We start from the raw sequence: 19377 nt of genomic DNA on the forward strand, positions 1-19377 counted from the left end.
GAAATGAATGTCGGTTGGCGATGGCCAAAACGCCTGTTTGTATGGTATCCTATTCCTGTCGATGTTCTTTGAAAACTCGATATATGGGGCTGTGACAGGAAAGGCTCTGTCATGGAAAATATCCAAGCATCCATTCGTCTACCACGCCCACCGAAGTTGCGAAAACCAAGCGAAAATAGGGGCGTGGCAAGTCCGATGTACAAGTTTGCCATACGTGCAGGAGGCTTACGCCATTGGTACTGCCAGCCGTCGGGGCGACGGGGATAGGCTGCTCAATCATTGAAGGATGCCTTGAAGGGCGGTGATTGAAGGAAACAAGTCGCTTACCAGCCTCGTTTCTCAAATCGAAAAGCCCTGTCGCAGCGAAAATCGGCTTGCAAACGTCCCCTATTGTTCAAGAGAAACAACCGTTTTTCACCCGCCTTCTTGGCGTTCGCAGGAATCTCTTCAAATTTTGTCAAGTAAGGTGGAGTAGTTCAAAACAGTGGCAGAAAGAGGAGGAGGAAAAACGATGAAACGCATTGAAACGCTGGAACAATTCGAGGCGGCCATTTCCGGCAGCCAACCAACGGTGATCAAATTTTATACGACGTGGTGTCCGGACTGTGTGCGCTTGAACATGTTCATCGATGAGATCATTCGCGAGTACGGGCAATACGATTGGCTGGAGATCGACCGCGATCAATTCCCCGAGCTTGGCGAAAAATATCAAGTGCTCGGCATTCCAAGCCTGCTTGTCTTCCGAAACGGGGAAAAAATCGCCCATTTGCACAGCGCGAATGCCAAAACACCGGAAGACGTGCGCGCCTTTTTGCAGTCGTTGCCGGCGTAAAACGGCGCTGGCGTTTAGCCAGAAACGAGGGTGTCCCGCTCCGTTTGGGACACCCTCTTTACCCGTCGCCACCCCTAACAATGTCATTTATTAGCCGTTAGTATTCGATTTCATCGTAGTCTTTTGGCTGCCGTGTTAGCTGCGGATTGTCAAACATAAACGAAATCGAAATCTCTTCATCGGTCGTCCGCGTCCGTTCAGAGCGGCCGTCCGTTTTCAGCTGAATCCGGATTTCCTCGTCCGTAGTTTTTGTCCGCTTCTTTTCCATGCTCGGATCCTCCTTGACATTAGTTTCGCAATAGTGGTCCGACTTTTTCGATGAGCTCGGTCATTTTCGCCGCATGGGCTTCATACAGCGCCTTTGCTTCTTCCGAATTCGTCTGCAGCGCGTATAGCTCGAAGTCGGCCTGCACTTTTTTCATTGCGGCGAGAAGCAGCTTTTTCTCCTGCGGCTCGGCCACTTGAATTTTGTCATCGTACAAATCAATCGTCAGCTGCCCGTACGAATCGACTTGGGCGAGAAAGACGTTTTCGACCGCTACTCCTTGCTTATCAAGCTGTTCTTTCAGCCAGCCGCGGCCGAGTCCCATCGTCGCGAGCGGCTCATCCAAAATCATGCCGTCCATAATGACGGTTTGCGGCTCTTTTTCCCGCGGCGGGTTCGGAAACACATCGCCGACGGTGAGCGGTTGCTTTTCCCGCTTCAGCAGCACGTTTAAATCCCCGTTCGGCTCCAGCACCGCAAACTCAACATCGGCGACGCGGAACACATCCTTCTTGCGCAGCTGCTCGAGCAGCTCATCCACCGTGTACTTTTCCCGCTTTAAGTTTTCCTCTAAAATTTTGCCGTTTTTGATGAAAACCGTCGAATTTCCTTCGACGAAATCGCGGAATTTTTTATTGCGCAAAGAGATGCGGGCGATCAGAACCGGAAACAATGACCAAATTAAAATGCTTGTGATTCCTTCTTGGAGGGAAATATCCAAATCGGAAGACATCGTTCCAGCGATATCTCCAACCGTAATGCCGACAATGTACTCAAAAAAAGACAGTTTGGACAATTGTTTTTTGCCAAGAATGCGGGTGATCACAAACAATCCGATTAAAATGCAGACAGAACGAATAGCCACTTCCAACCAGATAGGCATCGATCATGCTCCTTACTTTCCATGGTATTGCGGCTCTTCGAATTCGAGCCGGCCGATCCGGCCTTTCAGTTCGGCGATCATCCGTTCGGCCGTGAGCATCGCTTCATGAAACGTTCGCTGCGCCGTTTCATCTTGGGAGGTGAGCGCCAGCTGTTGCAGGCCGGCATGAATGGCTTTTAAGCTCGCCAACGTTTGTTTCACTTGCGAAGCAACGGTCATGAACGTCCCTCCTATCCTTTCGGGCGGAACAAGAGCGCTCCGATGAATCCAAAGACGATCGCGGCGGAAATGCCGGCGCTCGTCACTTCAAACATGCCAGTCAACACGCCGACGATGCCGTGTTTTTCCGCCTCTTGCATCGCCCCGTGGACGAGCGCGTTTCCAAAGCTTGTAATCGGAATCGTCGCCCCGGCGCCGGCAAAATCGATAAGCGGCTCATACAATCCCAATCCGTTCAAAATAGCCCCTGCAACGACAAGAATGGTCAGTGTATGAGCAGGGGTGAGCTTAAACACATCCATTAAAAGTTGGCCAATGACGCAAATCAACCCGCCGACGACAAACGCCCAAAAAAACATCGCCAGCACGCTACGCCTCACCTCCATACTCGATCGCCACCGCATGGGCGATGCACGGAATCGTTTCATTTTGCTGGAACGACAACGGCGACAATAACGCGCCGGTCGCTACGGCCAAAATGCGCTTCAACTCGCCGCGCCGCATGCGGTTGAGCAAATGGCCGTAAACGACCACAGCCGAGCAAGCCGCCCCGCTCGCCCCGGACAGCACCGGCTGTCCATCGCGGTAAATAAGGAGCCCGCAATCTTGGTAACGTTCCTCGTCGATCTCGATGCCGTGCTGACGCAACAAATCTAAGGAAACTTGACGCCCGATTCTCCCTAAGTCGCCAGTGACAATCAAGTCATAGTGAGAGGCGTCGACTTGCATATCGCGCAAATGCGCTTCAATCGTATCGACCGCCGCCGGCGCCATCGCACCGCCCATATTAAACGGATCGGCCATTCCCATATCGACGACCCGGCCGATCGTCGCTGCTGTCACGCGCGGCCCGTCCCCTTTTGGGCTGACGATGGCGACCCCGGCGCCAGTGACGGTCCACTGCGCCGTCGGCGGCTTTTGCCCGCCGTACTCTGTCGGATAGCGGAACTGTTTTTCGACGGCGGTGTTATGGCTCGATGCCCCGGTCACTATATAGTCTGCCCCGCCGTAGTTTGTAATAAAAGCGCTGAGCGCCAGCCCTTCCATTGACGTAGAGCAGGCGCCAAAAACGCCGAGATACGGTGCGCCGAGCGTCCGGGCGGCGAAGCTGGTCGGCGTCATTTGGTTAATTAAGTCGCCGGCAATGAAAAACTGCACCTGTTCCTTCTGCAAACCGGCCTTTTCCAACGCTTGAAACGCCGCTTCCTCAAGCAAAACGCGGTGCGCTTTCTCATACGACACCTCGCCAAGCCATAAATCTTCGTGAAGAAGATCAAACTCGTCGGCGAGGCGACCATTGGCCTCAAACGGCCCCCCGACGACTGCCGTAGCAATGATGGCCGGTTTGTTGGCAAACACCCATGTGCGATGCCCTTTCAGCATTACAATCCCCCCCACTGGGTCGCCACCGTTTTGACAAGAGCGATAACAAACGCTGCGAATGTGCCAAACAAAATAACCGACCCCGCGAGTTTGAACATGTTGGAGCCGACCCCAAGCACGAATCCTTCGGTCCGATGTTCAATCGCCGCGGAAATGACAGCGTTGCCAAACCCCGTCACCGGCACAGCGCTCCCCGCCCCGGCAAACTGGGCGATGCGGTCATAAACGCCAAGCCCGGTTAAAATCATGGACAAAAAAACCATGGTCGCCACCGTCGGGTTCCCCGCCGTCTGCTCGGTGAAGTCAAAGAAATACATATAAAAATAAGAAATCGCCTGTCCGATCGCACAAATGGTCCCGCCGACGAGAAAGGCGCAGGCACAGTTGCGAACGATCGGGCGCTTTGTTTCCCGTTCTTTTTCGAATAAGTGGTACTCTTGTTGAACTGGAGTTAATTTTTTCCTCTTTTCATTCGCCATACCGACACCTCTTCTCTTATGTCTGCTCTTTGCTTAGCTTTTCGATGCGCCCGATTTCCCGCTGGAGATCGCGCTCATCCCAACGTTTTTTCTCCATCTTCGTTTTGAGGTCTTTCGTTTTCCAAAAAATTTTCAAATCACTCGAAGAGACGACATCATACCCGGGAAACATGGCGCGCAATCGTTCAGCAATCTCTTTTTCAATTTTCTTCCGCTTCCATCGTTTCAGATGAGGAATTTGATAAGCGACGAGCAGCCGCTCTCCGCTGTTGACCGCCACCACCTCACGGACGTCATCGCGCTGGCGCAACGAAGCGACCGCCCGTTCCGCCGGTCCTTGATCCAACACAGCCCCTTTTGCCGTCCCGAACGTTTGGGCGCGCATCCAATCCGCCCCTTGCAGCGACTGTTTTTGCTCTGTCTCCTCTTTTGCGCAACCGCTAGCGGCGAGCCAAACAGCCACCGCTGCCAACCACCATCGTTTCATCGCTACTCACCCATTCATTTTATGTACATTCGTCTAGGAGGCTGGTGATGTAGTGCAAAACATTACTGAATTCCATCTATTTCTCAATTAGAGAAACTTTCTTTACTAAATGAAAATACCGCCGATTTGTGTGTGACAGCCGTTTTTCATCGCCCCTCTAGAGTGGCGGCGATTTAAGGAAACAGGCTGCTTACCAGCTCCGTTTCTCAAATCGAAAAGCCCTGTAGCATCAGGATCGCCTTTCACACGCTCCCCCATTGTCGAAAAGGAACAACCTGTTTTCACCAGCCATCTAGGCGGCGGAACGGTTGCCATAGCTTCAACTGTTCCGCCAAAAAACAGCTCACTTGACGAAAGTTATTGCTGTTTATATTGTGGCTCTTCGTTTTGAATTTCTTGCACGCGCGAGTTCACTAAATCAATGACCGCTTGCGTTTGTTGAGCGGCTTGTTGATAAAGCTGTTTCGCGGTTTGGTTTTCCGTTTGCAGGGCAAACGTTTCAAAGTTCGCTTGAGCCGCTTTTAACCCAGCCAATGTTTGTTTCACTTGTGTTACAACCGTCATGATAAATGTCCTCCTTTAGCGGTGAAAATTGACGCTGACAGTGATTAGAATGGGGTTTCGCCGCCAAATTATAATTGTAATTTTTTTGTAAAACCTTTGACCTCTTCACATCACTAACAGCCGGAAAAAGATAAAAGCAAGTGGAGAGAAACGAAAGGTTTTTCTCCACTTGCTTTTAGGGACTGATCGGACAGCCCCCTCTTGCTGTTTATGACTTGGGGTCGACTTTGTCGGAATAACCGCGGCCAAGCGATGGATTGTTTAAAATGCCGGCCATCACGAAAATGCTCAACAAGGCGTGATACAGCTGCTCGTATTTGCCGAGATCGATATCCACACCGAACGTTTCGAGCGCCAAGACGACAAACGACCCGATTCCTAGCCAGAGTCCGTAATTTTTAAAACGTTCCACCGCTTCTGTCCCCCATTTTCCTTATCGCTTAAATCCACGAGAACGGTCTCCGTTCCCCTTCGTCCCGGCCGTGTTCGCCTTCATCGTGCCCTTTCTCTTCCCGCACGTCCTCCATGGCTTCGACCGCGTCTGCCCGATGCGGGAACAACCATGGGTCACGGATGCGACCGCGCGGCACAATAATGACGTCATCGGCATGAATGATCAGCTTATCCACATGAATGACCTTCCCTTTTTTCCGATCCGACATCCCCATTCCCCCCTTCCTTTCGCCTAGTGGCATTGTTAGACTATGCACGGAAAGGCTCTGGAGTATGGGCATCTCTCACGGATCGGCTTCATTTCTTTACCATCGGCGGTCGGCCGCAGCCGCAGCCCCGCGGGCGCCGTACTGGCTGAGTGGTCGAGGAAAGCGCCCATGTCGTCGGTTTGGGCGATACGGGGTTCGTTCGAACAGGCTTCATCATGGCTTTCATCCCCCCATCTGGCAAAAATGTAAGGCTATTTTTAGTGTATGACCGTTTAAGCCAAGGGTGCTGCTTATTTTTCTTTGTCTTGCCCGCGGCGGGATGACATCGCTTTTTCTTGCCTTAACGTGCGGAAAAACCAGCTATCCAGCCGCTCCTCTTCGGGGTCGCCGGCCTTTTCCGGCTCGAGCAGCTGCTCCAACCGGCGGCGCAGCTCTTCATTTTCCTTTGTCAATTGTTTCACTTGTTCATAACGTTGTTCGCTTTGATGGGCCAACTCGCGCAAAACGATATTTTCCGCTTCTATCTCTTTCAACCGGCGCCACAACTTCATCCATTTTTTTTCACCTTTCTCCATGCTCGGTTTTCCTCTCTTTCCCTTCTTTTTCCTTGTCTGACATAGATGTCGTTCATCATTTGTGGATGCATAAGTAAGATGTGTGATAGAAGAATCAAGTACAACTTTTGGTGAAAAGCCATAGATGTTGACAAAATCCGCTTTTGTCCCAACACACTTACCTAGAGGGTTCATAGTATACAGTAGCCCCACCCAATCAAAGGAACGGGGAAAAACGATCGAAGGATAGGAGGATACCAAATGGGTCATTACCATCATCGTCACGACAAAGAACGGTTGTGCATTCGAACTCGCAAAGTCTATGACTGGGTCACTCGACAAATTGACGTTCCGTTGCGGAGCTTCAACGGGCCGGAACTGGAAGACATCTTTCCAACGAGCAAATGCCCGCGTCAAGGGCTGCTATGCGACTGCATCGCCGAGCGGGGGCTTGATCCGTCCGAATTAACGATTCGTTGCTTCCTTTCTGACGCTCAAGGAAATCGGATTGACCCGGTCGTTGACCAAGATGCGCTCATTTTCCAAGAAATTGTTCAGCCCCAAGGGCGCCAGCCGGTCAACATCACACTGCCATCCGGCGACACCGTCACATTGCAAAAGGTCAAAGCCCTTATCAAAGGCCATGTCGTCGTCCAAATTGTGAGTGGAAACGGCGTTGTCGTTTGCGAGTCGAAACCGATCCCGTTTGCGACAGCGCAAACGTTCATCCTTTGCGCTCCTGAAGGCACGGAACTGGTCGGACACATTTCCTTCTTCGAATGCGACTCCAGCCTCGTCTGCACCGACAACTTCTCGCAGCTCGACGTCTCCATCACGCTTTGCTTAGAAGTGCAAATGGAAGCAGACGTCAAAATCGAAGTCGAAGCCCGGCTGTGCCAACCGCGCGAAGAGCTGGCAGAAGCGACCCTTTGCCCGACAGCCAAGTTTCCGTCGCAATGCCCGGAAGTCTTCCCCGCTCATTAATAAACGGCTTTTCTGCCCCAGCGAGCCTTTCTCGCTTGGCTGGCAGAAAAGCTTTTTTTCTGCCTCATGGATTCGGAAGCTTGAACGGATCGCTTTTGATAAACTCTCCGGCAAAAAAGCTTTTTTCTGCCTCACGGATTCGAAAGCTTGAACGGATCGCTTTCGATAAACTCTCCGACCAAAAAGCTTTTTCTGCCTCACGGATGCCATACATGTTTCGCTGCCTTTTTACATATGCATGGTAACAACCCGCATCTTAGGAGTCCGGTGATTTCGTGTAAACTGCTGCTGATCGGTCCCGTTTCTCAATTAGAGAAACTTTGCACAATCAGCTTTCTTTTTGAAATAAAAATGCCTCCAATTGGTGTGCGGCAGCGATTTTTCACCGGCCTTCTAGCAAAGCGAACGATAAGGAGGGCAAACAAATGGCTCATCACCGTTCGGATCGAGAACTCCAGCTGCAGCAAAAACTCATTCATTATCGTTCGGAATTGATTCAGTGGGAACAACGCTGGACCGAGCTGCAACAACAGCTAGAAAAGGAACGGCTTCGCACCGAGTATTGGCGACAAAAAGCAAAAGAATGGAAAACTTCCGTCTTGAACGAGTACGAACAAACTATCGCTCTTCTCCAACAAGAGCTGTTGCGCTGTCAAGTCGCACTCGAGGAACAAGCGCACCAGCCTGCTTCTTTCACGACCGATGAACTTCGTCTCCATGCCTTTTTTCGCTTTTCCGTCATGCTCCCTTCGCATCTGGAAGAGCCGATTTGGATCATCGGCGATCTCATCATGGACAACATCGGGACGGCAGCTGCAGATATCGCCTCGATTTGCCTTACCGTCACTCCTAAGCAAGCTGGCTCCTTAAGCGGAAAAATCGCTTCTTCTTCGCTGAGTGATCCAGACCAGCAACCGGGATGGGTTTTCGTTCATTCCGATTGGCAACGTTTCATTCGTGAAAAGGGAGAATATTGGATTCGCCCTGCCGCCCATCGTTCCCTCGCGCCACGGGAATCACTTATATTTCCTTCGTTTCAAATTCGCGTGAACCATCCGCTGTCTGCACCGCTCCGTGTAGCAGCCACCGTGTATTGCGCGCAATCGGAACAAGGGATCGAAGCCGTCAATCCGCTGATCATTCAGCCGCTCTCCTAAAGGGACGGTGATGGAAGGAAACAGGCTGCTTACCAGCCTCGTTTCTCAAATCGAAAAGCCCTGTGGCATGAGGATCGCCTTTCAAACGATCCCCCATTGCTCAAAAGAAATAACCGTGTTTGGCCAGCCTTCTAGGCCGACAAGCTCTGGCCAAGAGGCAAAACTCCATATTTGTCCCTTTCCTTTCCGCCTCGCTGTTCATACAGTAGTAATGCCAAGATCTCTAAAAGGCTGGTGATGGAAGGGAACAGACCGCTTTCTCGCCTCGTTTCGCAAATAGAAACACCTGTAGCACCGGTACACACGTTCCCTAGCGGTCAAGGGAAACAGCCGTGTTTCACCAGCCTTCTCAGCTCCGGTGATGGAACATCTGCGACCCAAGCCGCTTCTCCGTTCAATCCCCTGTACGGCGGATTCGGCAGTGCGATCATCGCAAGAACGCGGCTGATCTTCACCGGTGGCCAAGAAAGCATCTCCCAAGAAAGGAGGGAGCTGGAAATGACGGAACCATCCTTCTCACCCGATCTTCCCCAACGGCAGCTGCTGCAACTGTTGGTCGAAAAGACATTGAAAAAACATGGCGTCACAGCGAAGCAAGTACAGCTGACAGCAGAAGAAAAAGAACAAATTCGGCAAATGGTCCAGCAATTGCAAGCCCAAGTGCAACAGTACTTGGAAAGCTTAGAACAGCGCGTCACAGAACATGATGTCGATCCGAACACCCATACCCCAACAAAGAAGCAAGGGAGAAAGACGAAAAAGTAACGACGGCATCCATGGAATCAAAAACGGGCCACTCCCCTTGTCTATTGGCCTACACACCGAATGCCACAAACCGTATGATATACTACAACGACTAAAGGAGGGACTGGACATGAGCCATGTGATGTATAACCGCGCCTATCCATTGATGGAGACAACTGTTCACGAACCGCGGCGCTGGTGCGCCACCGATCCCACGATGACTCATCCGGTTTTCAATTGTGAGGACGCGACGACTGGAGCAGACGCCGAACAAAAGGCAGCGGAATACCAATTGTCAGAAGAATGGATTTACATTAAAGATTCTTGCGAAGTGAAAGTATCCACTACCGATACGAAAGCGGCTGTCAACTTGCAAGTAGCGCTGCAGCTTGCCATCATCGTGTTGCTGCAAATCTCGATTGCTGACAGCGAAGTAGCGGAAGAAGTCGCCGCTGAACTGCTGCAAGCTGTGAAAGTCAAACAAGTGTCGCGCCAAAAAACGGTCATTGAAAATTCCCGCAATGTCACTGTTGAAACGACAGACACCCAGGCCGCGATCAATATCCAAATTATGCTGCAGCTGCTGTTGGCGTTGCTTGTCTTCGTCGACATTTTATAAAAGAAAACGGGCGTCCCGGCAACGCAATGGGACGCCCGTTTCACACCTTCCGTAACTTTTTTAACTTTGCCTCCTTTGTTCCCACTGATCCATTCCCCATTGCACCAGTCCCGCCAATGCCGCAACGGCCAAGATGGAACATACGGGCTGAAACAACGCTGGCCACCATACGTACCCCAGCCATAAAAAGCCGGCGCTCCAAATGCCTGTGCACCAATAGCAGGACAACAGCTCCCCGACAAATCGCCGGACCGGCTCCTTTCTCACATACCAGACGATTTCTTTCGCCCCATCGGGCCCCACTTCCTCTGCCGCTTCGTAAAAAGGGCGCCGCAACGGAGCGGTGATCTGATCATAAACGAGAAGGCGGGTGAGACGGAAAGCGGCGAACACGAGGAGAAACATATCCATCAAAGACACTCGTTACAGCTCCCCTTTCCGTGTAAATCCAATCAAAATAACTTGCCGCACGTCATCGGCGTTCAGTTGACGCTCCCCTTCGTTCGTGGCGATTTTTACCCGTCCTTCCTCCCATTCGGTGACAATTCCTTCGAGCGGTTGGGTCGATTTCGTTTCCAAAAGACATTTCACCGGCGGCAAGTGGCTAGGCAAGGAAGCCAAAAACGCCAATTGCTCCGGAACGGTCATTTGCGAAAACGACGGTTTCCATTCCAGTTCGAATGGCTGTTGTTCCTCTTCTTTCTCCACAAGAACGGACTCCCTTCCACGTCGAACAAAGGATTGCTGCATCGAAGCGGTTGGAGGACGAAGTTTCGGCTGCACGATGTAAAGCAAAGGCTCGGTCTCCATCAGTTTTTTCTCTCGGCTCAATGGCTCTCCCCCTTTCTCTCTGCTTGCCTTATATATGTATGCACGGGTTGGGCAAAAAATTGCTTAATCCCAAACAGAAAAGCCGCCCCTCGCATCGGGACGGCTGCCGTAATTAATATCCTAAAATGTGGTACCCTGAATCGACGTGGATAATTTCCCCGGTGATGCCGCGCGACAAGTCGCTGAACAAAAACAGCGCCGCATCGCCGACTTCCTCTTGGGTCGTCGTCCGGCGGAGCGGAGCGCGCTCCTCGATCTGTTTTAAAATCGAGTTGAAATCGCTCACCCCTTTGGCCGACAGCGTGCGAATCGGACCGGCAGAGATGGCGTTGACGCGGATGCCGTATTTGCCTAAATCGTTCGCCAAATATTTGACGCTCGCATCGAGCGCCGCTTTCGCCACGCCCATGATGTTGTAGTTTTGCACGACGCGTTCGCCGCCTAAATACGTAAGGGTGACGATGCTGCCGCCTTCTGTCATCAGCTCTTTCGCCTCGCGCGCCACCGCGGTGAGCGAATAGGCGCTGATGTTATGGGCGAGCAAAAAGCCGTCGCGGCTGACGTTCATATATTCGCCGCTCAAATCGTCTTTATTGGCATAGGCGATGCAATGAGCGAGACCATGGATGACCCCGACTTGCTCTTTGATTTGCGCAAAGCAGCGGACAATATCGTCATCGCTTGTCACGTCGCAAGGCAATAAAAGCGAGCGTTCATCTTCCAATGTGTCCACGAGCGCCCGCACTTCTTTTTCAAACCGCTCCCCGGCGTAGGTGAACACAAGCCGAGCTCCAGCCGCATGAAGGGAACGGGCGATTCCCCAGGCAATGCTCCGCTTGTTCGCCACCCCCATGACGACGTACGTGCGCCCTTCCAATGATAAAACCATTCGTCCATCCTCCCAATTATCATTTATTCTTAGCACCAAGTGTTAATTCTATTATAGGGGATGCCGGCGGTAATGTAAATGAGTGTTGCGTTTTCCGTTCTTTCTGAATGACGGCGGTTTTTCCCACTTTGCAAAACCGAACAGATTCGCTAATATGGTATATGGTACCTGCCTTCCTACGCTCCTGCTTCCCGTTGAGGCGGAGCGCGGGAGGCTCGCGAAAAAATATTGATTCCCTTCATCCAAGCGGACCCGACATGTGTGGGGGGCAGATCGAGAGACTGGTGACAACACCTGATTCCCTTCATCAATGGGAGGAACGCATGAAAAGCAAGACCGAGGCAAAAAGGTTTTTCCTGGTGAGAAATGACATGGCAAAGCCGTATCTAGAAGGCTGGTGAAAAACCGCTGCCGCACACCAATCAACGGCATTTTCATTCAAAAAAAGAAAGTTGATTCTGCAAAGTTTCTCTAATTGAGAAATGGGTGAAACTCAGCAGTATTTTGCACGAAATCACCGGTCTTCTAGGATGAAATCACCCGCCTCGCAGATCGGCAACGGGAAGCGGGCATCTTCAAACCCTTTTACGCTTCCCTCTTTTGCCTCTCTCTAGACGATCACCATGCCCGTTTTTTGAGAGGGGAGAGTTTTCTAGCAAATTTTGCTCATATGGAGAGGATCGTTCCATGGATCATGACCGTTTATCCCGTTCGAAACTTGATTACCATTTGTTGTTTCTTTTGTTCTTACTGGCCATTGTCAGCGCCATCGCCATTCATAGCGCTGAACCGATGCTGCCCGAAAAGCTGCAAAACGTCAATTTCGCTTCGAAACAGCTGCAGTGGTACGCCATTGGCGCCGTGGTGATCGCTTTGACGATGATTATCGATTACGACCGATTGTTTCAAATCGCCTGGTATTTATATGGCTTCGGGATGTTGCTGCTGCTTGGCTTGGAGTTGAACGTTCCCGGATCGGTGACCATCAAGGGGGCAACAAGTTGGTACAGATTACCAGGGGGAAACTTTCAGCCATCCGAGCTGATGAAAATTTTTATGATCATCGTCCTTGGCCGCATCATCGTCAACCATCGGGAAAAATATCCCGAACCGACGATCAAGGATGACTTCAAGTTGCTTGGCAAAATCGCCGCCGCGGTTTTGCCGCCGCTCTTTTTGCTTGCCAAACAGCCGGACATGGGGATGTCGATGGTATTTCTCGCCATTACTAGCACGTTGGTGCTCGTCTCCGGCATCCGCTGGCGCATCATTTTCGGCATCGTCTTCTCCGGTGTGGCGGTGGTAGCGTCTGTCGTATTCATTTACTTCTATTTCCCTGATTTTTTCCATCGCTATATTATTGAGGAAGACTATCAGCTCAACCGCTTTTACGGTTGGCTTGCGCCTTATGAGTACTCGACCGACCAAGGATTTCAGCTCATTCGCTCGCTGATGGCGATTGGATCGGGAGAACTGTATGGAAAAGGGCTTGGTCATTTGCAAGTGTATTTGCCGGAAGCGCATACCGACTTTATTTTCGGCGTCATCGCTGAACAATTTGGGTTTGTCGGCTCAAGCATTGTCATCTCGCTCTTTTTCCTGCTTATCTATCGATTTGTTCATATTGCGCTTGAAAGCAACGATTTGTACGGCAGCTATTTATGCGCCGGCGTAGCGGGCATGATTACGTTTCAAGTATTTCAAAACATTGGAATGACGATCGGGCTTTTGCCGATCACCGGGCTGCCGCTCCCGTTTATCAGCTATGGGGGAAGCTCGCTGGCGACTTATATGCTGGCGATCGGCCTCGTCTTAAACGTCCATTCGCGAACCAAAAAATTTATGTTCGCAAGCGAGGAATAACCGCTTGCCGCCGCTCGGCAGGCGGTTTTGTTTTATCCAAAGTCCGTCTGAAAGGCCGGTGAAAAACGACTGCCACGAGCAAATCCATGACATTTCGCCAAAAAAGAAGGCTGATTTCGTCGGTCTTTTCTAACTGAGCAATCGATCGAATCGCAGGATTTTGTCCGAAATCACCGCCCCTCTGAACTTAGCCGCGGTTTTGGCCAATCCAGCTCCTAGGTGGCCGGTGCTGATGCGACAGGGCTTTTCTATTTGAAAAACGAGCTGAATAAGCGGCTTGCACCCTTCAATCCCCCGTCCGAGGATTTCCGACGACAACGGATATACTAGTTTTATCTCCATCATCCATCGAAAGGGGGCCTTCCCATATGATGCTGGACATCATCGGTGACATTCATGGCTGTTTTCGTGAATTCGCAGCGCTCATCGAACGACTCGGCTACCGATGGGAGGAGGGAGTGCCGGTTCATCCCGGCGGACGAAAACTAGGGTTTGTCGGCGATATAACCGACCGCGGGCCGGAGTCGCTGAAAATGATCGAGGTCGTTTCAGCGCTTGTGGAACGAAACCTTGCGTATTATGTGCCGGGCAATCATTGCAACAAGCTGTACCGCTTTTTTCTGGGCCGAAACGTGCAAATCACCCACGGTTTAGAAACAACGGTCGCCGAATACCGCGCCTTGCCGCCAAGCGAGCAAGAGAGAATTCGCCGCACGTTCATCCGCTTATATGAAGGGGCGCCGCTTTATGCCGTGCTTGACGAAGGGCGGCTTGTCATCGCCCATGCCGGCATTCGTCATGATCATATCGGCCGGTTGGACAAAAAAGTGAAAACGTTTGTCCTTTACGGGGACATCACCGGCGAGACGAACGATGACGGAACACCGGTGCGCCGCGACTGGGCCAAGCGATACCGCGGCGATGCCTGGGTCGTTTATGGACACACGCCCGTTCCAGTCCCGCGCTTTGTCGGCCGAACGGTCAACATCGATACCGGCTGCGTATTCGGCGGCGCGTTGACCGCGTTTCGTTATCCGGAAATGAATACCGTCTCTGTGCCGTCATCCATGCCGTACGTGCCGGAGAAATTCCGGGCGTTCTCGTAACAGCCCCCGTTTGTTCATCCGCCCGCGCCTTTGATCAGACGAACGAGATCATCGGGAAGCGGAGCGGCGAACGTATACAGCTTTCCCTCGAGCGGATGAACAAACGACAACGCTCGGCTATGAAGCGCTTGGCGGCCGATCATTTCCCGACTTCCGCCGTACAGCTCATCGCCGGCCAGCGGATGGCCAAGATAGGCCATATGAACCCGGATTTGGTGGGTGCGCCCGGTCTCAAGCCGAAGGGCAACATGTGTATAGCCAAAGAGCCGCCGCAGCACGCGAAAGTGAGTAACGGCCCGTTTCCCGTCCTCCCGCACTTCGCGGGCGATGATGCTGTCGCTCCGCCGCCCGATCGGCGCGTCAATCGTCCCTTCTTCCTCGATGATGACGCCATGGCAGATGGCCTCATACGTGCGTGTCACTTGCCCTTTTTGTTGCAGCGCCGACAGCAAATGGTGCACATGGCGGTGTTTGGCCACCAGCACAAGCCCCGATGTGTCGCGATCAAGCCTCGTCACCACATGAACGGTCGACTCGAGCTGCTGCTGCCGATAGTGGTGAAGAATCCCGTTCGCCAGCGTCCCGCCTGGGTGATGGCGCGACGGAATCGTCGCCAATCCGGGCGGCTTGTTGACGACAAGGACGTAGTCATCTTCATACACGATGTCAAGCGGCATCGCCTCGGGCTCCATCCAATCGCTTGTCCGCTCCAGCGGAAAAACGACGGACAGCCTCTCGCCGGCGCGGAGCACATGGCGGACGGTCACCGGCTGTCCGTTCACAAGCAGCGCCCCGCCGTGAAATTTGATATCGGTAAGCGCGGTGCGCGAAATGTGGTTCTCTTGCAAAAACTGACGCAGCAGCTTTCCGTCATGCTGTTCATCGATCAAAAACGTCATCGTCAACGGCGGCACAGTTTGTCACCTTTCTGCTTCCAAAATCAGAAGATGGCTTGCTTTCAACTCCGTTATCAATGCTGGGCTTTCCCAGCCAACGTGACGCTGAAGCTACAAATCGACGCCAGCGGTTGGCCCCTTTCCTAAGCCTTACGCTGAAGGCTTCGACTCCGTTGTGAAGGAGTCGCGCCCTCCGCCTAGAAGGCTGGTGAAAAACCGCTGTCACACACCAATGATCGCACTTTCATTCAGAAAAGAAGCCTGTTTCTACGAGGTTTCTCTAATTGAGAAATAGGTGGAAGCAGTAGTATTTTGCACGAAATCACCAGCCTCCTAGGAACAGAAACGTTTCTACTCCGTGATAAATGAGTCGCGCACCCGGCGCCAAAACGGAAACGGGCGAAAGCGGGCGAAACGCACTTTTTCATCCGCCACCCGGCATTGAATCGATTTCACTTCTTTGTGCAACAGCGACAAATGGTCGATGGTAATTTGAAAATCGACATGATTGACCGGCTTGAGCAAGCACGTATGGTGCGCCGGCAGCACGAGCGGCGAGCCGATCGTGCGAAAGACGCGATTGTTGATCGACGCCATTTCCGTCACTTGAATCGCTTCAAGCGACGGATGCAAAATGGCACCGCCGAGCGCCTTGTTATAAGCCGTGCTGCCGGTCGGCGTGGAGATGCATAGCCCGTCACCGCGAAACCGTTCGAACCAATCGCCGCGAATCTCAACGTCCATGACGAGCGTCCCGCTGACGCATTTCACCGTGCATTCGTTAAGAGCAAGGTATTTCGTTTCCTTCTCGCCACTAATATGGCGCACGGTCACTTCAAGGAGCGGATACTCGACGACTTGATACGGCGTTTTAGCGATGGCGATGACCAGCTTTTCGATCTCCTCGGGCACCCAATCGGCGTAAAAACCGAGATGGCCTGTATGAACGCCGACGAACGCCGTCTGATCCAACCGATGGCAGTAGCGGTGGAACGCATACAGCAGCGTTCCATCCCCGCCGACGGAAATGACCAAATCAGGCTCCTCTTCGTCGCAGCGCAGATCAAAATCGAGCAAATACGTTTTCATCTTTTGCGCCAAGGCGTTCGAGACGTCATCGCCTTTGGACGTAATGGCAAACGCGAGCGGGGCGTCCGTTCTTGTCATTGTCCTTCTCCTTTTGCCTCTTGTTTTCTGGAAAATGCCGCCTGCGCCTCTTGAATCTCAAAACGGATTTTAGACATTTCCTCATCCAGACGGTAAGCGGCCTCGGCGGCCCGCTGCAGCCGGGCTTTAATATCTTCCGGAAAACGGCCGCTGTATTTATAGTTTAGCGAATGCTCAATCGTCGCCCAAAAGTTCATCGCCAGCGTGCGAATTTGGATTTCCGCCAAAATCTGTTTCTCACCGCGGATCGTCTGCACCGGATAGCGGATGACAATATGGTACGAACGGTAGCCGCTCTCCTTTTTCTGCGTAATGTAGTCGCGCTCCTCAACGATAGTAAAATCGTTTCGTTGGCGCAAAAGTTCAACGACCGTCTTGATGTCGTCGACAAACTGGCACATGATGCGCAGCCCTGCGATGTCTTGCATCTCCTCTTCAAGACGGTCAAGCGGGATGTTTTTCTTTTGCGCCTTATCCAAAATGCTGGCAATCGGTTTCACTCGCCCGGTGACAAATTCAATCGGCGAGTGCGCCTCGATCATCTCAAACTGGGCGCGAATGCCCCGCAGCTTCACTTTCAGCTCCTCGACAGCCTGCTTATACGGGGCTAAAAACAAATCCCAATGATTCACCATCGTACCACCTGCCTCTATACGTTTGCATTTCCCGCGGCTCGGTGCCAACCCACAAGGAACGCCGCTGTCGTCCTCTTTTCCAGCCAGACGAAGAGCCGCACTTCTTGTTCGGTAAACATCCCGAACTGACGCGAATTTTTCATCCCCGGATAGGGATAAAACGCCGCCCATGGAACGTTTCCGTGAAAGTCCCGAACTGACGCGCGATGTTCATCCCCGGGTGGAGGGCGGATCACTGCCCATGGAACTTCTCTACAAAAAATCCTGTCAGCAAGCGGTCACTTTCATCCCCGGGGCGATGTTACATCGCTTACCATGAAAATGCCGAACTGACGCGGATTTTCATTCCCGGGTCGAGGGCAGATCACTGTCCATGGATCTTTTCTGTAAAAAACACCTCTTGCACGGCCTGTTCCAGCTCTTCCCCATAATTGGCATTGCCGCGAATGTTATCGAGCAAATAAGCGAGTTCCTCGTCAAACTGTTCGAGTTCGACGGCTTCCTCTCCGCTTTGCAGCCAAACGGGCTCCTTGGCGGCTAGCATCGCTTTCAATTCCCGCCACCATTGTCGGGGAATGGCGACGTAAAGAAAGCGGTCATTCGTTTCCAAAAGGTAAACAAACGCCAACCCGTCGGAATCCACGAGCATATGGCGCTTCGGGGCCACATCGGCGAGCGAAACGGGAAGATCAGCGCGCAGCCAGAGCCGCCCCGCTTTCCGCTCCGCGTGATGAACGGTCACTTTCTCGTTCATGCTTTCTCTCCTTCCACCTCAACCAAACCTCCGCCCTTTATTTTACCATATTCACCCTCTGCAAACGAAATAATTGATATTCAGCGAAAAACAAACGATAATAGAAAGAGACGATGTCCGAAGAAGGAGAACAACGATGCACCAAGAAGTAGAGAGGGAATGGAAAAACTTGCTGACGCGGGAAGAGTTCGCTGCCATCCGGGCCGCTTTCGGCTTGGATGACGACGCTTTCCGCCGCCAAGAAAACTATTACTTCGACACCCCTTCGTTTGCTTTGAAACAACAAGGAGCGGCTCTGCGCATTCGCGCCAAAGACGGTCGCCTGATGTTGACGCTGAAACAAACGCAAACGGACGGGACGCTGCTGGAAACGCACGAGCCGCTGACGCCGTCTGAAGCGAGCGCGCTTCTCAACGGAGCCGCCCCGCGCGGCGGAATCGCATCGCTGCTAGTAAATTTGGGCATCGATCCGCATCGTTTGCGCTGTTTCGGCTCCCTCGTCACCGATCGCGCCGAATGGCCATACGAAGGCGGTACGTTATGCCTTGACCATAACCGCTACTTGCATTGTGAAGATTATGAACTCGAATATGAAACCGATGACGCCGTGGCGGGTGAGGACCGGTTTTTGCGCCTGCTCGCTGCGCTTGGCATTCCCCGCCGTCCGGCGCCGAACAAAATCGCCCGCTTTTATGCTCAAAAGGATGAAATGGGGGAAAAGGAATGACGATTTCACCGTTGCAATTGCTTGTGGAATGGCAGGCGCTCGCCTCGTTTTCGCCTAATCGTTCCAGCCTCTCGTCGCCCGTCCCTTCGCTGTTTTCGAGCCTCTTGGCCGAATATATGAAAAACCAAGCCGAGGCGGCGGAAACGCTTTCGACTCCGGATGCAGGGCGCGCCAATGCCAGCGCGCCGAACAAGGAAACGGTCCCGTTCTCCGGGGCATCTTCCATTGATCAGCTTATTGCGGCGGCCGCGGAAAAGTACGATGTCGATCCACATCTGATCCGCGCTGTGATTCACCAGGAGTCCGGCTTTCGTCCTGACGCGAAAAGTCGAGCGGGAGCGCTTGGATTGATGCAGCTGATGCCGAGCACCGCCAAAATGCTGGGCGTGGAGAATCCGCTTGATCCGGCGCAAAATATCGACGGCGGAGTGAAATACTTGCGCCAGCTTCTCGACCGATATAACGGTGATGTCACGCTCGCCTTAGCCGCGTACAACGCCGGCCCCGGAAACGTCGATCGTTACGGCGGAGTGCCGCCGTTTGCCGAAACACAAGCGTATGTTAGACGCGTGCTCGACCGCTGGCGCATCTAAACGGCGGTCAAGTCGCTTTGTTTGAGCTGGGCGGCCGTTGCTGATAAAATAGCAATCAAGCGACAACGTATGATCTTCAAGCAA

Annotated in this window: 28 protein-coding genes; 9 read left to right on the forward strand and 19 right to left on the reverse strand. The window is 52.5% G+C overall.

Annotated features, from left to right (window positions below; all coding sequences use genetic code 11):
• Positions 1-511: 511 nt before the first annotated feature.
• Complete coding sequence (locus tag NST29_RS13510) at positions 512-832, forward strand: thioredoxin family protein (RefSeq protein ID WP_033018803.1); 321 nt, start codon at positions 512-514, stop codon at positions 830-832.
• A gap of 97 nt (positions 833-929) precedes the next feature.
• Here the strand turns inward: NST29_RS13510 and NST29_RS13515 are convergent, their stop codons facing one another.
• The 11 genes from NST29_RS13515 to NST29_RS13565 all read right to left on the reverse strand — a co-directional run bounded on the left by NST29_RS13515 (position 930) and on the right by NST29_RS13565 (position 6349).
• On the reverse strand, positions 930-1100 hold the full coding sequence (locus tag NST29_RS13515; RefSeq protein ID WP_165570915.1) for a hypothetical protein: 171 nt from the start codon (positions 1098-1100) through the stop codon (positions 930-932).
• A 19-nt stretch (positions 1101-1119) separates the two neighbouring features.
• Positions 1120-1980 carry a DUF421 domain-containing protein gene (locus NST29_RS13520; protein WP_033018804.1) on the reverse strand — a complete coding sequence of 287 codons (861 nt, stop codon included), beginning with the start codon at positions 1978-1980 and terminating at the stop codon, positions 1120-1122.
• Between the two features lie 12 nt (positions 1981-1992).
• Positions 1993-2199, reverse strand: coding sequence for a DUF1657 domain-containing protein (locus NST29_RS13525; RefSeq protein WP_033018805.1), 207 nt, complete (start codon positions 2197-2199; stop codon positions 1993-1995).
• 11 nt (positions 2200-2210) lie between these two features.
• Complete coding sequence (spoVAE, locus tag NST29_RS13530) at positions 2211-2567, reverse strand: stage V sporulation protein AE (protein ID WP_033018807.1); 357 nt, start codon at positions 2565-2567, stop codon at positions 2211-2213.
• Position 2568: 1 nt separating this feature from the next.
• Positions 2569-3582, reverse strand: a complete 1014-nt coding sequence (gene spoVAD, locus NST29_RS13535; protein ID WP_339232264.1) for a stage V sporulation protein AD — start codon at positions 3580-3582, stop codon at positions 2569-2571.
• Positions 3582-4061 carry a stage V sporulation protein AC gene (gene spoVAC, locus NST29_RS13540; protein ID WP_033018810.1) on the reverse strand — a complete coding sequence of 160 codons (480 nt, stop codon included), beginning with the start codon at positions 4059-4061 and terminating at the stop codon, positions 3582-3584. The genes spoVAD and spoVAC overlap by 1 nt, the downstream gene beginning before the upstream one ends.
• A gap of 16 nt (positions 4062-4077) precedes the next feature.
• Positions 4078-4548, reverse strand: coding sequence for a YhcN/YlaJ family sporulation lipoprotein (locus tag NST29_RS13545; RefSeq protein WP_033018811.1), 471 nt, complete (start codon positions 4546-4548; stop codon positions 4078-4080).
• 357 nt (positions 4549-4905) lie between these two features.
• Positions 4906-5112 carry a DUF1657 domain-containing protein gene (locus NST29_RS13550; RefSeq protein WP_033018813.1) on the reverse strand — a complete coding sequence of 69 codons (207 nt, stop codon included), beginning with the start codon at positions 5110-5112 and terminating at the stop codon, positions 4906-4908.
• A gap of 208 nt (positions 5113-5320) precedes the next feature.
• Entirely contained in the window at positions 5321-5524 is a 204-nt protein-coding gene (locus NST29_RS13555; RefSeq protein WP_033018815.1) for a hypothetical protein, read from the reverse strand.
• Positions 5525-5552: 28 nt separating this feature from the next.
• Positions 5553-5774: a hypothetical protein gene (locus NST29_RS13560; RefSeq protein WP_033018817.1), complete on the reverse strand. Its 222-nt coding sequence runs from the start codon at positions 5772-5774 to the stop codon at positions 5553-5555.
• Positions 5775-6064: 290 nt separating this feature from the next.
• Positions 6065-6349, reverse strand: coding sequence for a hypothetical protein (locus NST29_RS13565; protein WP_033018818.1), 285 nt, complete (start codon positions 6347-6349; stop codon positions 6065-6067).
• A 240-nt stretch (positions 6350-6589) separates the two neighbouring features.
• Between NST29_RS13565 and NST29_RS13570 the strand changes: the two genes are divergently transcribed.
• Positions 6590-7312: a hypothetical protein gene (locus tag NST29_RS13570; protein ID WP_033018820.1), complete on the forward strand. Its 723-nt coding sequence runs from the start codon at positions 6590-6592 to the stop codon at positions 7310-7312.
• 64 nt (positions 7313-7376) lie between these two features.
• Here the strand turns inward: NST29_RS13570 and NST29_RS13575 are convergent, their stop codons facing one another.
• Complete coding sequence (locus tag NST29_RS13575; RefSeq protein WP_165570916.1) at positions 7377-7526, reverse strand: hypothetical protein; 150 nt, start codon at positions 7524-7526, stop codon at positions 7377-7379.
• A gap of 211 nt (positions 7527-7737) precedes the next feature.
• Here NST29_RS13575 and NST29_RS13580 point away from each other — a divergent pair, with 211 nt between their 5' ends.
• From NST29_RS13580 to NST29_RS13590, 3 genes are all read left to right on the forward strand, one after another.
• Positions 7738-8469, forward strand: coding sequence for a hypothetical protein (locus NST29_RS13580; RefSeq protein ID WP_033018822.1), 732 nt, complete (start codon positions 7738-7740; stop codon positions 8467-8469).
• 498 nt (positions 8470-8967) lie between these two features.
• A complete protein-coding gene (locus tag NST29_RS13585; protein WP_033018824.1) occupies positions 8968-9234 on the forward strand; it encodes a hypothetical protein in 267 nt (88 codons plus the stop codon).
• Between the two features lie 145 nt (positions 9235-9379).
• Entirely contained in the window at positions 9380-9832 is a 453-nt protein-coding gene (locus NST29_RS13590) for a spore coat protein (RefSeq protein ID WP_033018858.1), read from the forward strand.
• Between the two features lie 60 nt (positions 9833-9892).
• Here NST29_RS13590 and NST29_RS13595 read toward each other — a convergent pair whose 3' ends face one another.
• The 3 genes from NST29_RS13595 to fabI all read right to left on the reverse strand — a co-directional run bounded on the left by NST29_RS13595 (position 9893) and on the right by fabI (position 11552).
• The gene (locus NST29_RS13595) at positions 9893-10243 is read right to left on the reverse strand and encodes a DUF1360 domain-containing protein (protein ID WP_235207587.1); all 351 of its coding nucleotides are present in this window, start codon (positions 10241-10243) and stop codon (positions 9893-9895) included.
• Positions 10244-10255: 12 nt separating this feature from the next.
• Positions 10256-10663: a CotO family spore coat protein gene (locus tag NST29_RS13600; RefSeq protein WP_051985059.1), complete on the reverse strand. Its 408-nt coding sequence runs from the start codon at positions 10661-10663 to the stop codon at positions 10256-10258.
• Positions 10664-10775: 112 nt separating this feature from the next.
• A complete protein-coding gene (gene fabI, locus NST29_RS13605) occupies positions 10776-11552 on the reverse strand; it encodes an enoyl-ACP reductase FabI (RefSeq protein ID WP_033018829.1) in 777 nt (258 codons plus the stop codon).
• 687 nt (positions 11553-12239) lie between these two features.
• On the opposite strand from fabI, the gene NST29_RS13610 reads away from it, so the two are divergent.
• Both NST29_RS13610 and prpE read left to right on the forward strand, forming a co-directional pair.
• Positions 12240-13415 (forward strand): FtsW/RodA/SpoVE family cell cycle protein, encoded by a 1176-nt coding sequence (locus tag NST29_RS13610; protein ID WP_033018830.1) that lies wholly within the window; start codon positions 12240-12242, stop codon positions 13413-13415.
• Between the two features lie 368 nt (positions 13416-13783).
• Entirely contained in the window at positions 13784-14521 is a 738-nt protein-coding gene (gene prpE, locus NST29_RS13615) for a bis(5'-nucleosyl)-tetraphosphatase PrpE (RefSeq protein ID WP_033018833.1), read from the forward strand.
• Positions 14522-14535: 14 nt separating this feature from the next.
• On the opposite strand, the gene NST29_RS13620 is transcribed toward prpE, so the two are convergent.
• The 4 genes from NST29_RS13620 to NST29_RS13635 all read right to left on the reverse strand — a co-directional run bounded on the left by NST29_RS13620 (position 14536) and on the right by NST29_RS13635 (position 17973).
• Positions 14536-15435: an RluA family pseudouridine synthase gene (locus tag NST29_RS13620; RefSeq protein WP_033843317.1), complete on the reverse strand. Its 900-nt coding sequence runs from the start codon at positions 15433-15435 to the stop codon at positions 14536-14538.
• 333 nt (positions 15436-15768) lie between these two features.
• Positions 15769-16584: an NAD kinase gene (locus NST29_RS13625; RefSeq protein WP_033018836.1), complete on the reverse strand. Its 816-nt coding sequence runs from the start codon at positions 16582-16584 to the stop codon at positions 15769-15771.
• Positions 16581-17219 carry a GTP pyrophosphokinase family protein gene (locus NST29_RS13630; RefSeq protein ID WP_033018860.1) on the reverse strand — a complete coding sequence of 213 codons (639 nt, stop codon included), beginning with the start codon at positions 17217-17219 and terminating at the stop codon, positions 16581-16583. Before NST29_RS13630 ends, NST29_RS13625 begins: the two co-directional genes overlap by 4 nt.
• Positions 17220-17583: 364 nt before the next feature.
• Entirely contained in the window at positions 17584-17973 is a 390-nt protein-coding gene (locus tag NST29_RS13635; protein WP_033843316.1) for a hypothetical protein, read from the reverse strand.
• Between the two features lie 136 nt (positions 17974-18109).
• On the opposite strand from NST29_RS13635, the gene NST29_RS13640 reads away from it, so the two are divergent.
• Positions 18110-18700 (forward strand): CYTH domain-containing protein, encoded by a 591-nt coding sequence (locus NST29_RS13640; protein WP_033843315.1) that lies wholly within the window; start codon positions 18110-18112, stop codon positions 18698-18700.
• On the forward strand, positions 18697-19293 hold the full coding sequence (locus NST29_RS13645; protein ID WP_033843314.1) for a lytic transglycosylase domain-containing protein: 597 nt from the start codon (positions 18697-18699) through the stop codon (positions 19291-19293). Before NST29_RS13640 ends, NST29_RS13645 begins: the two co-directional genes overlap by 4 nt.
• Positions 19294-19377: the final 84 nt, after the last annotated feature.

It is taken from the genome of Geobacillus sp. FSL W8-0026, from assembly GCF_037966255.1.
Classification (GTDB): domain Bacteria; phylum Bacillota; class Bacilli; order Bacillales; family Anoxybacillaceae; genus Geobacillus; species Geobacillus icigianus.

What these genes read in the sequence shown, in the direction of transcription:
- NST29_RS13510 (WP_033018803.1), top strand. Translation starts at nt 512, where the DNA reads ATGAAACGCATTGAAACGCTGGAACAATTCGAGGCGGCCATTTCCGGC.
- NST29_RS13515 (WP_165570915.1), bottom strand. Translation starts at nt 1,100, where the DNA reads ATGGAAAAGAAGCGGACAAAAACTACGGACGAGGAAATCCGGATTCAG.
- NST29_RS13520 (WP_033018804.1), bottom strand. Translation starts at nt 1,980, where the DNA reads ATGCCTATCTGGTTGGAAGTGGCTATTCGTTCTGTCTGCATTTTAATC.
- NST29_RS13525 (WP_033018805.1), bottom strand. Translation starts at nt 2,199, where the DNA reads ATGACCGTTGCTTCGCAAGTGAAACAAACGTTGGCGAGCTTAAAAGCC.
- spoVAD (WP_339232264.1), bottom strand. Translation starts at nt 3,582, where the DNA reads ATGCTGAAAGGGCATCGCACATGGGTGTTTGCCAACAAACCGGCCATC.
- spoVAC (WP_033018810.1), bottom strand. Translation starts at nt 4,061, where the DNA reads ATGGCGAATGAAAAGAGGAAAAAATTAACTCCAGTTCAACAAGAGTAC.
- NST29_RS13545 (WP_033018811.1), bottom strand. Translation starts at nt 4,548, where the DNA reads ATGAAACGATGGTGGTTGGCAGCGGTGGCTGTTTGGCTCGCCGCTAGC.
- NST29_RS13550 (WP_033018813.1), bottom strand. Translation starts at nt 5,112, where the DNA reads ATGACGGTTGTAACACAAGTGAAACAAACATTGGCTGGGTTAAAAGCG.
- NST29_RS13560 (WP_033018817.1), bottom strand. Translation starts at nt 5,774, where the DNA reads ATGTCGGATCGGAAAAAAGGGAAGGTCATTCATGTGGATAAGCTGATC.
- NST29_RS13565 (WP_033018818.1), bottom strand. Translation starts at nt 6,349, where the DNA reads ATGGAGAAAGGTGAAAAAAAATGGATGAAGTTGTGGCGCCGGTTGAAA.
- NST29_RS13570 (WP_033018820.1), top strand. Translation starts at nt 6,590, where the DNA reads ATGGGTCATTACCATCATCGTCACGACAAAGAACGGTTGTGCATTCGA.
- NST29_RS13575 (WP_165570916.1), bottom strand. Translation starts at nt 7,526, where the DNA reads ATGTATGGCATCCGTGAGGCAGAAAAAGCTTTTTGGTCGGAGAGTTTA.
- NST29_RS13580 (WP_033018822.1), top strand. Translation starts at nt 7,738, where the DNA reads ATGGCTCATCACCGTTCGGATCGAGAACTCCAGCTGCAGCAAAAACTC.
- NST29_RS13585 (WP_033018824.1), top strand. Translation starts at nt 8,968, where the DNA reads ATGACGGAACCATCCTTCTCACCCGATCTTCCCCAACGGCAGCTGCTG.
- NST29_RS13590 (WP_033018858.1), top strand. Translation starts at nt 9,380, where the DNA reads ATGGAGACAACTGTTCACGAACCGCGGCGCTGGTGCGCCACCGATCCC.
- NST29_RS13595 (WP_235207587.1), bottom strand. Translation starts at nt 10,243, where the DNA reads ATGGATATGTTTCTCCTCGTGTTCGCCGCTTTCCGTCTCACCCGCCTT.
- fabI (WP_033018829.1), bottom strand. Translation starts at nt 11,552, where the DNA reads ATGGTTTTATCATTGGAAGGGCGCACGTACGTCGTCATGGGGGTGGCG.
- NST29_RS13610 (WP_033018830.1), top strand. Translation starts at nt 12,240, where the DNA reads ATGGATCATGACCGTTTATCCCGTTCGAAACTTGATTACCATTTGTTG.
- prpE (WP_033018833.1), top strand. Translation starts at nt 13,784, where the DNA reads ATGATGCTGGACATCATCGGTGACATTCATGGCTGTTTTCGTGAATTC.
- NST29_RS13625 (WP_033018836.1), bottom strand. Translation starts at nt 16,584, where the DNA reads ATGACAAGAACGGACGCCCCGCTCGCGTTTGCCATTACGTCCAAAGGC.
- NST29_RS13630 (WP_033018860.1), bottom strand. Translation starts at nt 17,219, where the DNA reads ATGGTGAATCATTGGGATTTGTTTTTAGCCCCGTATAAGCAGGCTGTC.
- NST29_RS13635 (WP_033843316.1), bottom strand. Translation starts at nt 17,973, where the DNA reads ATGAACGAGAAAGTGACCGTTCATCACGCGGAGCGGAAAGCGGGGCGG.
- NST29_RS13640 (WP_033843315.1), top strand. Translation starts at nt 18,110, where the DNA reads ATGCACCAAGAAGTAGAGAGGGAATGGAAAAACTTGCTGACGCGGGAA.
- NST29_RS13645 (WP_033843314.1), top strand. Translation starts at nt 18,697, where the DNA reads ATGACGATTTCACCGTTGCAATTGCTTGTGGAATGGCAGGCGCTCGCC.